Source organism: Thioclava electrotropha, from assembly GCF_002085925.2.
GTDB lineage: Bacteria > Pseudomonadota > Alphaproteobacteria > Rhodobacterales > Rhodobacteraceae > Thioclava > Thioclava electrotropha.
In genome coordinates this window covers 329,906-341,929 of record NZ_CP053562.1, presented here as the reverse complement: position 1 = coordinate 341,929, position 12,024 = coordinate 329,906, and the positions used below count along the sequence as shown (strand labels likewise).

The following is a 12,024-nucleotide window of genomic DNA, read 5'->3' as shown; positions in this document are numbered from 1 at the left end:
CTGCCCCCTCACCCCCGGGATATTTCAACCAAGCCGAAAGGGGATCAGCCCGAGATGGGCGAGCCGAGCTTCGGGTGGCGGTTCACATCCTTGTAGAGCAGGTAGCGGAACGGGCGGCGGCCCGCGGCGTAGCAGGCTTGCGGGCAGAAGGCGCGCAGCCACATGAAATCGCCCTCTTCCACCTCGATCCAGTCCTGATTGAGCAGGTAGACGCCCCGGCCCTGCAGCACGAAGATGCCATGCTCCATGACATGGGTTTCCGCGAAGGGGATGGTGCCGCCCGGCATGAAGGTCACGATATTGACGTGCATGTCGTGGCGCAGATCGTTCGGATCGACGAAGCGCGAGGTCGACCAGTAGCCCGAGGTATTAGGCATCTCGAGCGGCGGCTTGTCCTGATCGGCGGTGACGAAGCTTTCCGGCGCGTCGATGCCCGGCACGCGCTCATACCGTTTGCGGACCCAGACGAAGGTGCCGGGCGTGTCCTGATCATTGGCGACCGACCATTGTGCGCCCGGCGCGAGATAGGCGTAGCCACCCGCGTCCAGCTCATGGCCGACGCCCTCGATCACGAGGCGGATGTGACCGGCGAGCACGAAGATCACGCTCTGGCCCTCGGGGTCGGGTTCGGGATTGTCAGAGCCGCCGCCCGGCGCGACTTCGACGACCAGTTCGGCGAAGGTCTCGGCGAAGCCGGAGAGCGGACGGGCGAGTACCCAGGCGCGAGTGTTTTCCCAGCCGGGCAGCAGCGAGATGGTGATGTCGGACAGCACCCCGCGCGGAATCACCGCGTAGGAGGTGTTGAATTGCGCGCGCTCGCGGGCGCGCTGGTTCTGATCGGGCAAACCGCCCGTCGGGGCGTAATAGGTGTATTCCATCAAAGGTCCATGGCGTTCAGGCGATGCCACGCGATCCGCTCGACCTGCTTGCAGGCCTCACGGAATTCCGTCTCGCGGTCTTGGTCAAGCCGGCGGCGGAAGGCGTGGAGGATTGACGCCTTGATATTGTCTTTTACCGCAATGATGAAGGGGAAACCGAATTTTTCGGTATAGGCGGCGTTGAGAGCCTCGAATGTGGCGCGCTCTTCATCGGTCAGCTCATCGAGCCCGGCGCTGGCCTGCTCGGAGGTACTCTCAGCGGTGAGGCGCTTGGCCTGGGCGAGTTTACCCGCGAGATCGGGGTGCGCGGTCAGCACGCCGAGGCGTTCGGCCTCCGACGCCGAGCGGAAGATACGGGCCAGCGCCGAGGCCACGCCCTCGAGGCAATCATGCGCCGGGCCGAGTTCCAGATCGAAGGCACGCTGCGCGATCCAGGGCGAATGTTCGTAGATGCCGCCGAAGGCTTCGACGAAACGCTCCCGGCTCATCTGGCTCGGGCGTTCGCGGCGGGTATGCGGGTGGCTCGCAGTCCAATGCGCGGCAATCTCTCCCCGGGTCGCGAACCACACGCCCTCATGCGAGAGCGCGTAATCGAGGAACCGTTTCAGCCCCGCGACTTTGCCGGGCCGCCCGATCAGGCGGTTATGCAGGCCGACCGAGAACATCTTCGGGGCGCCCTCCAGCCCTTCGGCATAGAGCGTATCGAAGCTGTCCTTGAGATACTGGAAGAACTGCTCGCCCTCGATATAGCCCGGCGCGGTGGCGAAGCGCATGTCATTGGCTTCCAACGTGTAGGGGATCACGAGCTGATCTCGGGTGCCGACCTCGAGCCAATAGGGCAGATCGTCGTCATAAGTGTCGGAAATCCAGTCGAACCCGCCCTCTTCGGCGGTCAGCCGGACCGTGTTGGCCGAGCAGCGCCCGGTATACCAGCCGCGCGGGCGTTCTCCGACGACCTCGGTGTGCAGGCGGATGGCCTCGGCGATCTGGCGGCGCTCTTCGTCTTCCGCCATGTCCTTGTGCTCGACCCATTTGAGGCCGTGCGAGGCGATTTCCCAGCCTGCCTCTTTCATCGCGGCGACCTGTTCGGGGGCGCGAGCCAGCGCGGTCGCGACGCCGTAGATCGTCAGCGGCACGTTCAGCCCGGTGAACAGACGGTGCAGCCGCCAGAAACCCGCGCGCGCGCCGTATTCGTAGATCGACTCCATGTTCCAGTGCCGCTGGCCGGGCCATTGCGCGGCGCCCGCGATATCGGACAGGAACGCCTCGGAGGCCGCGTCGCCATGCAGGACGTTGTTCTCGCCGCCCTCTTCGAAATTGAGCACCATCGAGATCGCCACGCGCGCCTCGCCCGGCCAATGCGGATCGGGGGTCGTGCGGCCGTAGCCGCGCAGGTCGCGGGGGTAGCGGGTCATTAGGTGGCTCCTGTCTTCGGGTCGGATCGGGACAAGAAAGAGCAAAACGCGCGAAAGGGAAAGCCCTCTCTCGGCGTCGGAGAGGGCTTGGCAGGCGGGGCATAGAATCGTTGCGCGATTTGAGGGCCCTTGGCATGATTTCGGGCATCAAGACATTGCGTACCCTGCCCTTTCCGCTCTGCCCGGAGGCCCTCCCATGCGCCAATTACTTCGTCTTATCGCCACCACCACCCTGCCGCTTATTGGATTTCCCGGCCTGTCAGCCGCACAGGACTGGACTCAGATTGCGGCCTACTCCGCCTTCATCGGCCCGCAGGACATGCGGAATTCGAGGCGCGTGGCTCTGAGCTCTCTTGGTGCGGCCTTGCAGCAGGATCGGGCGAATTTTCATCGCTTCGGGCTAAGGGATGCGCGCGACGAGTCTGATCCGGTCTTCGCGGATCGCGCCACGCGGGCGCGTATTCCCGCGATGGTCGAGGCGGGCGGCGATACGCGGGGCAGCTTCACGCAAATGGTGCGCGCGGGGCAGCCCTTCGGCGTCTATGTCTTCGTCTGCGGCTACGGGCGCACCCCGTCTGTGATCTATATCGCCGGCTGGGGCGAAGATCACTCGGGCTGCTACTGAGTGATCGAGATCGCCGCAGCGACCGCCTTTTTCCACTCGGCGTAACGGGCTTCGCGCTTGGCCTCGTCCATCTCGGGGGCGAAGTTGCGATCGAGCGCCCAGCCCTTCGCGAACTCTTCCGGCTCGGGATAAATCCCCGCCTTGTAGCCCGCGAGCCATGCCGCGCCGAGCGCCGTTGTTTCCAACACTTCGGGCCGGTCGACAGGCGCGCCGAGGATGTCCGACAGGAACTGCATCGCCCAGTCCGAGGCCGTCATGCCGCCATCGACGCGCAGGGTCGGGCGGGCGTCATCGGACCAATCCGCCTGCATCGCCTCCAAGAGGTCGCGGGTCTGGAACCCCACCGATTCCAGCGCCGCGCGGGCGAACTCGGCCGGGCCGGAGCTGCGGGTCAGGCCGAAGACCGCGCCGCGGCAATCGGGGTTCCAGTAAGGCGCGCCGAGGCCGGTGAAGGCGGGCACGATGATCACGTCCTGCTCGGGGTCGGACTGCTCGGCCAGCGCCTGGGTCTGATCGGCGGCTTCGATGATCTTCAGCCCGTCGCGCAGCCATTGCACCACCGCCCCCGCGACGAAGATCGAGCCTTCGAGCGCGTAGGTGACCTTGCCGTCGAGCTGATAGGCGATGGTCGTCAGCAGGCGATTCTCGGACCGCACCATCTGATCGCCGGTATTGAGCAGTGCAAAGCAGCCCGTGCCATAGGTCGATTTCAGCATGCCCGGCTTGAAGCAGGCCTGCCCCACGGTGGCGGCCTGCTGGTCGCCCGCGACGCCGAGGATCGGGATTTCCGCGCCGAAGAGGTCCGCTTGCGTCACGCCGAACTCGGCGGCGCAATCCTTGACCTCGGGCAGCATCTCCATCGGCACGCCGAGCTTGGCGGCGATGGTCGTCGACCAGCGGCCCTTGGCGATATCGTAGAGCATCGTGCGCGCGGCATTCGTGGCATCCGTCACATGCGACGCGCCGCCCGTCAGTTTCCAGATCAGCCAGCTATCGATGGTCCCGAAGGCGAGCTTGCCCGCTTCGGCCTTCTCCCGCGCGCCGTCGACATTCTCCAGAAGCCAACGCAGTTTCGTAGCCGAGAAATAGGGATCCACAATGAGCCCGGTGCGCGCGGTCACGGTGTCCTCGAACCCGTCCTCGCGCAGCGCGCGACAAAATTCGGCGGTGCGGCGGTCCTGCCAGACGATGGCATTATGGATCGGCTTTCCGCTCTCGCGATCCCAGACCAGCGTCGTCTCGCGCTGGTTGGTGATGCCGATCCCGGAGATGTCGGAGGCCGCAATCCCGGCCTTCTCGATCGCGCCGCGCACGGTCGCCAGCACGCTGTCCCAGATTTCCTCGGCATCATGCTCGACCCAGCCGGAATGCGGGAAATGCTGCGTGAATTCCTGCTGCGCGCTCGCCACGGGGCGCAGCGCAGCGTCAAAGACGATCGCGCGCGAAGACGTGGTGCCTTGGTCGATTGCAAGAATATAGGTCATGGTTTCCTCCCGTTTCGCGCCTCAGGCTGCGTGCTCCTCCAGCCACGCGGCGACAGAGTTGACCTGATCGGCATCGAGCCGCAAGCCCAGCTTGGTGCGCCGCCAGATCACGTCCTCGACCTTGCGCGCCCACTCCTTCTCGACGAGCCAGCGCAGCTCGGCCTCGGTCAGCGTGCCGCCGAAATCGCGGCCCAGATCGCCCAGCGCCTTGGCATCGCCGAAGATGTCCCAGGACTCGGTGCCGTAATGGCGGATCATCCGCTCGGCCCATTTGCGATTCACGAAGGGGTAATCCTGCGAGAGCTTGGCGATCTTGGTGCCGACCTCCTCGGGGGCGAAATCGCCGCCCGGCAGGCGCGCGCCTTTCGTCCATTGACCGCCCATGCCCGGGAGATGCGGGCGCAGCTTGCCCAGCGCGTCTTCGGCCAGACGACGATAGGTCGTGATCTTGCCGCCGAAGACATGCAGGGCTGCCGGTTGCCCGCTCGGCGCATCGAGCGAGAGAACATATTCGCGCGTCGCCGCCGTGGCCGAACTCGCGCCGTCTTCATAGAGCGGGCGCACGCCGGAATAGGTCCAGACGACATCGTCGGGCGTGACCTCTTCCTTGAAATATTCGGACGCGAAATCGCACAGGTAATCGCGCTCGGCCTCGGTGCATTCGGCGGCGAGCGGCGAGTCCTCATGGGCAGCCTCGGTCGTGCCGATCAGAGTGAAGTCCTGCTCATAGGGGATCGCGAAGATGATCCGCCCGTCCGCGCCTTGGAAGAAGTAGCATTTGTCGTGATCGTAGAGCTTGCGCGTCACGATATGGCTGCCGCGCACGAGGCGGATATGCTCGCGGCTGGCGCTGCCCATCGTGCCTTTCAGAATCTGCTCGACCCACGGGCCACCTGCATTGACCACGGCGCGGGCCATATGTTCCTCGCGCCCATTCGGGCCTTCGGTCACGATCACCCAATGGCCGCCGTCGCGATGCGCCTCGACCACCTTGGTCTGCACGCGAATGTCCGCGCCATGGGCCTCGGCGTCGCGGGCATTGAGCACGACGAGCCGCGCATCCTGCACCCAGCCATCGGAATACTCAAAGGCGTGGGTGAAGCTGTCCTTCAGCGGCGCGCCCTCCGGGGCGTTGCGCAGGTCGAGCCGCGTGGTGCCCGGCAGCAGTCCCTGCCCGCCCAGATGGTCATAGAGGAACAGCCCCGAGCGGATCATCCACGACGGGCGCTTGCCCTTCATCCACGGCATGACGGTGGAGAGCATTTTCGAGACCGGTGTATCGCTCTCGAAACGCATATCGGCGCTATAGGGCAGCACGAAGCGCATCGGCCATGAGATATGCGGCATTGCGCGGATCAGCACTTCGCGCTCGGACAGCGCCTCGCGGACCAGTTTGATCTCGAGATATTCGAGATAGCGCAGCCCGCCATGGAACAGCTTGGTGGAGGCCGAAGAGGTCGCCTGCGCTAGGTCGCCCATCTCGGCCAGACGCACCCGCAGGCCCCGTCCGGCCGCGTCGCGCGCGATCCCGCAGCCGTTCACCCCGCCGCCGATCACGAAGAGATCTACTGCTTGTGGCATTTTGCGTACTCCCGCTAGCGCCTGTCGCTTGTGCACCAAAAGGCGCGTTAACTTTCGTTATTGCCAGATATAATGAATTTTCGCGCAAAATCGAGCATGAATACCTCTGCACACAAGATTCCGCGTGCTCATCACGAAACTTTTAAGGAACAATTGCGTTGGGTATGATGTGGCTCGGGATGTGCGGCCCGCGCCCAAAGCGCTGAAAGTGGCGATGTAGCTAACTCGCCTCAGGTATTGATCGAGATTAAAGTCATAACGTGAAGAGAGGGTTACGCTAGGTTAGCCTCGTCGAGAAACGGACAGGACACAGCATGTTCGATCACGAATCAGAACTGGAGATCGGGCTTGCATCAGGGATGCTGGTGCGCATCGATCCAAAGGGCGCGCGACTGACAAGCGTTGTGCTGCCAAGCGACGACGGTCCGGTCGAGCTTCTCATCGGCCCCGACCCGAAACAGAAGACACGCGATTTCCACGGGGCGACGATCGGGCGCTATGCCAACCGCATCGCCGGAGCGCAATTCACGCTCGATGGCGAGCAGTTCCAGCTAGATGCGAACGAAGGTGGGAACTGCCTTCACGGCGGTGGCAAGGGGTTCGACCAATGCGACTGGACCGTTGTCGCGCATTGGATCAACGCGGCGACACTGCGGCTCGAAAGCCCGGATGGCGATCAGGGCTTCCCCGGAAATCTCGTCGCGGAGGTGAGCTTCGCGGTATCGGACCCAGAAACTTTGAGCATCACTTACCGCGCGTGCTGTGATCGCGCTTGCCCGGTGTCTCTGACCTCGCATGGGTATTTCAATCTCGCGGGCGGCGGCTCGATCGCCGACCACCGACTGAAGCTCAATGCAAAACAGGTTCTCGAGGTTGATGGCGAGAAACTCCCCGTAGGCGGGCCGCGCGACGTGGCTGGCACACGCTTCGATTTCCGCGAACCGGCCCCGGCGCTGGGGCCCGATGGCGCGGGCTTCGATCACAATTTCTGCGTCGGCTCCGGCGGGATGCGCGAGGTGGCGGTGCTGAGCGATCCGGCCTCCGGACGCAGCATGACCATGCTGAGCAACCAGCCCGGATTGCAGGTCTACACCGCGCCGTCCGGCGACAGCTTCAACGCGATCTGCCTGGAGCCGCAAGCTTGGCCCGATGCGCCCAATCACCCCGAGTTCCCCTCGACGATCCTGCGACCGGGCGTGGAATATGTGAACCGGATCCGTCTGCAATTCTCGAGCTGATCTCCGCGACGCCGCGCCGATCGCCACGGCGCGGCCCGAGGTAGATCAGGTCAAACCCCGCAGCGCAGCGCCGGCCTGACGGTAGCGCTCGTACCCTTCGTCGAACGCCTCGCGCAACGCGGAGACCGGCTCGATCGTCGCGGCGATCTCCGGCGGCGCCGCGATGTCCAACCCGCCGCCCGTCGCGGCCATCATCCCAAGCCTTGCCGCCCCGAACGCGCCGCCATAATCGCCCGCCACCGGCAGGGCCACTGGCGTGTCGAGCGCGGTCGCGATCGCCTCGCACCAATAGCGCGAGCGCGTGCCGCCCCCGACGCCGAGCAGCGTCTCGATCCGGGTGCCAGTTCCCGCCAGCGCATCGCGGCAATCGCGCAGCGCGAAGCTCACCCCCTCGAGCACGGCCCGCGTGGTCGCGGCGCGATCGGTTGCGTGCTCAAGCCCGATGAACGCGCCGCGGATCGCCGCATCGTTGAGCGGCGTGCGCTCGCCGCCGAGATAGGGCAGGAACCGCGCCTTGCCCGGCGCCTGCAGCGGGCCGAGGCCCTCGGTCAGTTGCTTGGCGTCGCTCTCCAGAAGCCGCGCATACCAGTTCAGCGCGTCGGTCGCGGCCAGCACCACCCCCATCTGGTGCCATGTCTGCGGCAGGGCGTGACAGAAGCTATGCACCGCGCTCGCCGCATCGGGGCGATAGCCGTCATCGGCGGCGAACAGCACCCCCGAGGTGCCGAGCGAGACGAAGGCCTGTCCCGCCGCCACGACGCCGACGCCCACGCCCGAAGCCGCGTTGTCGCCCCCGCCGCCCGCAACGACGACGGTGTCAGAGAGGCCAAAGCGTGCCGCGATCTGCGGGCGCAGCGTGCCGGAGACGTCCGAGCCCTCGACGAGGCGCGGCATCTGCTCGCGCCGCATCCCGGTGGCCGCAAGCAGCGCATCCGACCAGTCGCGCGCGCCGGTGTCGAACCAGCTCGTCCCGGCGGCGTCCGACATCTCCGAGACATGCTCTCCGGTCAGCCAGAGCCGCAGGTAGTCCTTCGGCAACAGCACTTTCGCCACTTTCGCGAAACGCTCCGGCTCGTGCTTGGCGAGCCAGACAAGTTTCGGCGCAGTAAAGCCGGGGAAGACGATATTGCCGCTGATCTCGCGGAATTGCGGATCCGCGTCGAGCGCCGCCGCCTCGCGATAGGCGCGGGTGTCGTTCCACAGGATGCAGGGCCGCAGCACCGCGTCCTGCGCATCGAGCAGCGTCGCGCCGTGCATATGCCCCGAAAGCCCGATCCCGCGCACCGCCGACAGATCGTGCTGCGCGAGCGCGCCGAGCACCGCCTCCATCGCCGCGATCCATTCGGCGGGATCCTGTTCCGACCAGCCCTCCTGCGGGCGCGAGACGGTGAGCGGATGCGTCGCCTCGGCGACCACGCGCTGCGCCTCGTCGATCAAGAGCCCCTTCAGCCCCGATGTGCCCAGATCCAATCCGATAAACATGCTTGTCCTCCCGCGCGCTGATTGGCGCCGACCCTAACGTCTCTTTCGGGCATGTCGACTCCCCAGCCCTTTGCAGAGGCGCCCAGCCGCCGCCCTCTTAACGGAACCGTGAGCGCGCAGCGCGGTTGCCTTTCGAACAGCGACCCCGGAGCCTTCATGATCGCCTCTCTTTCGACCCCGCTTCTGCTCGGCGTATTTGCCATCGCCGGACTGATCGTCGTCATCTCCTCCATCAAGGCGACCGGGCTGGCCGATGTGATCGCGGATCGCACGCGGATGGGCGAGGCGCTGGCGGGCGGGATCGTGCTGGGGGCCGCGACGTCGCTGTCGGGGATCGTCGTCTCGGTCTCGGTCGCCGCACAGGGCGATGCGAGTTTCGCCTTTTCCAACGCGGTGGGCGGGATCGCCGCGCAGACCTTCTTTCTGGCGCTCGCCGACATGCTGCACAGGCGCGCCAATCTCGAACATTCCGCGGCAGAGCCTGCGAACCTCTTTCAGGCGGTGATGCTGATCGTGCTGCTATCGATCCCGCTCGCCGCGACCGCTGCACCCGACATCTCGATCTGGGGGATCAGCCCGGCCTCGGTGGTGCTGTTCCTCGCCTATCTCGGCGGCACGAAACTCGCGACCCAGGTTTCGGAAACCCCAATGTGGAAACCGGTCGAAACCCGCGAGACGCGCCGTGACGAACCCGAAGACGAGGAGGAAGCGAACCGCTCGCCGCGCGGGCCGATCATCGTCTTCATGGGCCTCGTCGTCATCATGGGCCTCAGCGGTTGGGTCATTTCGCAGGCCGGGCAGGAATTCGTCACCCGCTTCAGTCTCAGCTCCTCGCTGGTGGGCGCGCTGCTGACGGCGGTCGTGACCTCGCTGCCCGAGCTGGTGACGACGCTGACGGCTGTCCGTCGCGGCGCGCTGCAACTGGCCATTGGCGGGATCATCGGCGGCAACACCTTCGACACGCTATTCCTCGTCTTCTCGGACGGGGCCTATCGCGACGGCTCGCTGTATCACGCGGTCTCGATGTCGGACCTCTACTGGCTCGCGACGGGACTGATGATGACGGGCGTGCTGCTCGGCGGGTTGATCCTGCGCCAGAAGGACGGGCCGGCCCGGATCGGGATCGAGAGCCTCCTGCTGGTCGCGATCTACGCCTCGGCGGTGGTGCTGCAAGTCCTCGCCTGACCAAGAATTATTGCCCATAACGGGCGGATTCCCCAAATAGGCAATATACATTTGCCGCAGGGACCGTTATGCAGGCGCCTTCCGCACGGGCTGCCAGAGCAGAGCGGCCCGTCCCTTACGTCATTGCTTGGACGACTTTCCGATGATCCCCTCCCTTTCCGCAGCGCTCGCCGAGCGCGGCTACGACACTCTCACTCCCGTGCAGGACGCGGTGACCGATCCCGCGCTGGAGGGCAAGGACCTGCTGGTCTCTGCCCAGACCGGCTCGGGTAAAACGGTCGGCTTCGGTCTCGCGATCGCCCCGACCCTGTTGGGCGAGGCCGAAAGCTTCGGCCCGGCTGGCACGCCGCTTGCACTCGTCGTGGCCCCCACGCGGGAACTCGCCTTTCAGGTCATGCAGGAATTGCGCTGGCTCTACGCCAAGACCGGCGCCATCGTCAGCTCCTGCGTCGGCGGCATGGACCCGCGGCAGGAACGCCGCGCCCTCGAACGCGGCACGCATATCGTGGTCGGCACGCCCGGTCGCCTGAGTGACCATATCCGCCGCGGCGCGCTCGATCTGAGCGACATCCGCGCGGTCGTGCTCGACGAGGCCGACGAGATGCTCGATCTGGGCTTCCGCGAAGACCTCGAATTCATCCTCGGCTCCGCCACGGAAGAGCGGCGCACGCTGCTGTTCTCGGCCACCGTTTCGCCGATGATCGCGAAGCTGGCCGAGCAGTTCCAGAACGACGCGCAGCGCATTTCGACGATCAACACCGCGCAGCAGCACTCCGACATCGCCTACAAGGCACTGAAGGTTGCGGCCTCGGATAGCGATCATGCGATCTTCAACCTGCTGCGCTATCACCATGACGAAAGCGCCATCGTTTTCGCCAACACCCGCGCGGCGGTGAACCATCTCAGCGCGCGTCTCGGCAATCGCGGCCTCTCGGTCGTGACGCTGTCGGGTGAACTGAGCCAAGCCGAACGCAGCCACGCCCTGCAGGCGATGCGCGACGGGCGGGCACGGGTCTGCGTGGCGACCGATGTGGCCGCGCGCGGCATCGACCTGCCGAACCTGAGCCTCGTCATCCATGCCGATCTGCCGCAAAACCCCGAAAGCCTGCTGCACCGTTCGGGCCGGACGGGCCGCGCCGGGCGCAAGGGGATGTCCGCGCTGATCGTGCCCCCGCGCATGGTCAAACGTGCCGAGCGTCTGCTGAAATTCGCGAAGATCAACGCCGAATGGAGCGTGCCGCCGTCGGCCGAGTCGATCATTGCGCGCGATGAAGAACGTCTGCTGACCGATCCCGATTGGCGCGAGCCGGTCAGCGAGGATCAGGCAGCGTTTGCGCGCAAGCTGCTCGACCGGCACGGGGCCGAGGCTGTCGCCGCCGCTTTCCTGCGGCTGCAGCAATCGCGCAACGCCCCGCCCGAGGATCTGCTGCCGCCCGACACCAAGGGCCAGTCCGAGCGCCAGGAATTCGGCCCGAGCCGTTGGTTCACGCTCTCGGTCGGGCGCAATGACCGGGCCGAGCCGCGCTGGCTGCTGCCCTTGCTGCGCCGCCATGCCGATCTCGACAAATCGTCGATCGGTGCGATCCGCGTGCGCGATGACGAGACCTTCGTTGAGATCGCCGAGAAGAGCGTCGCGAAATTCGCGGCCTCGCTTGGTCCCGATGGCGAGCTCTCCGATGAGATCAAGGCCCGCGCCCTGAACGGTGAACCTGATTTCGGACCGCCCCCGAAAAAGCGCCGCGCCGACAAGCCGCATGGCAAACCGGAACGCGGCGACCGTGGCGAGCGCCCAAACAAGGCGCCCCATCGCAAGGGCCCGCCCAAGGCACCGCGCGACGACGCCCCGGAAGAGAGTGCGAAGACGAGCGGTTGGAGCCCCGACGACGAGGCCGTGTTCGCAGCCCTCGCGGACATCCCGCCGAAGAAACGCAAGCCCAAGCCCGAAGGCGGTGCTGCCCCGAAGGGTAAGAAGCCCCGCGCGAAATATGCGGGCCCCGGCAAAGGGCCGCATCCGGGCAAAGGCGGGAAGCCCAAGCCCGGCGGCCCGAAGAAGCCGCGCAAGTGATGGTATGATTTTGCAAAAGGCCCGCAGCGATGCGGGCCTTTTTCATATGCTCTCAGAAGCGCCGGGGTCAG

General features: G+C 65.8%; 9 protein-coding genes. 4 read left to right on the top strand and 5 right to left on the bottom strand.

Going from position 1 to position 12,024, the window contains the following annotated elements; genetic code table 11:
• Positions 1-44 precede the first annotated feature (44 nt).
• Both AKL02_RS01695 and puuE read right to left on the bottom strand, forming a co-directional pair.
• Positions 45-878 (bottom strand): bifunctional allantoicase/(S)-ureidoglycine aminohydrolase, encoded by an 834-nt coding sequence (locus AKL02_RS01695; RefSeq protein WP_078522089.1) that lies wholly within the window; start codon positions 876-878, stop codon positions 45-47.
• Positions 878-2,293, bottom strand: coding sequence for an allantoinase PuuE (gene puuE / locus AKL02_RS01690; protein ID WP_083079090.1), 1,416 nt, complete (start codon positions 2,291-2,293; stop codon positions 878-880). Before puuE ends, AKL02_RS01695 begins: the two co-directional genes overlap by 1 nt.
• Positions 2,294-2,489: 196 nt before the next feature.
• Between puuE and AKL02_RS01685 the strand changes: the two genes are divergently transcribed.
• Positions 2,490-2,918 (top strand): hypothetical protein, encoded by a 429-nt coding sequence (locus AKL02_RS01685; protein WP_083079091.1) that lies wholly within the window; start codon positions 2,490-2,492, stop codon positions 2,916-2,918.
• Here AKL02_RS01685 and glpK read toward each other — a convergent pair.
• The gene (gene glpK / locus AKL02_RS01680; protein ID WP_083079092.1) at positions 2,912-4,402 is read right to left on the bottom strand and encodes a glycerol kinase GlpK; all 1,491 of its coding nucleotides are present in this window, start codon (positions 4,400-4,402) and stop codon (positions 2,912-2,914) included. The two genes, AKL02_RS01685 and glpK, sit on opposite strands and share 7 nt — an antisense overlap.
• Positions 4,403-4,423: 21 nt before the next feature.
• Complete coding sequence (gene glpD / locus AKL02_RS01675; protein ID WP_083079093.1) at positions 4,424-5,983, bottom strand: glycerol-3-phosphate dehydrogenase; 1,560 nt, start codon at positions 5,981-5,983, stop codon at positions 4,424-4,426.
• 314 nt (positions 5,984-6,297) lie between these two features.
• On the opposite strand from glpD, the gene AKL02_RS01670 reads away from it, so the two are divergent.
• On the top strand, positions 6,298-7,221 hold the full coding sequence (locus tag AKL02_RS01670) for an aldose epimerase family protein (RefSeq protein ID WP_083079094.1): 924 nt from the start codon (positions 6,298-6,300) through the stop codon (positions 7,219-7,221).
• Between the two features lie 45 nt (positions 7,222-7,266).
• Here AKL02_RS01670 and xylB read toward each other — a convergent pair whose 3' ends face one another.
• Positions 7,267-8,703: a xylulokinase gene (gene xylB / locus AKL02_RS01665; RefSeq protein WP_083079095.1), complete on the bottom strand. Its 1,437-nt coding sequence runs from the start codon at positions 8,701-8,703 to the stop codon at positions 7,267-7,269.
• Positions 8,704-8,859: 156 nt separating this feature from the next.
• Here xylB and AKL02_RS01660 point away from each other — a divergent pair, with 156 nt between their 5' ends.
• Positions 8,860-9,888, top strand: coding sequence for a sodium:calcium antiporter (locus tag AKL02_RS01660; RefSeq protein WP_083079096.1), 1,029 nt, complete (start codon positions 8,860-8,862; stop codon positions 9,886-9,888).
• A gap of 142 nt (positions 9,889-10,030) precedes the next feature.
• The gene (locus AKL02_RS01655) at positions 10,031-11,953 is read left to right on the top strand and encodes a DEAD/DEAH box helicase (protein ID WP_083079097.1); all 1,923 of its coding nucleotides are present in this window, start codon (positions 10,031-10,033) and stop codon (positions 11,951-11,953) included.
• The last annotated feature ends 71 nt before the right edge of the window (positions 11,954-12,024 follow it).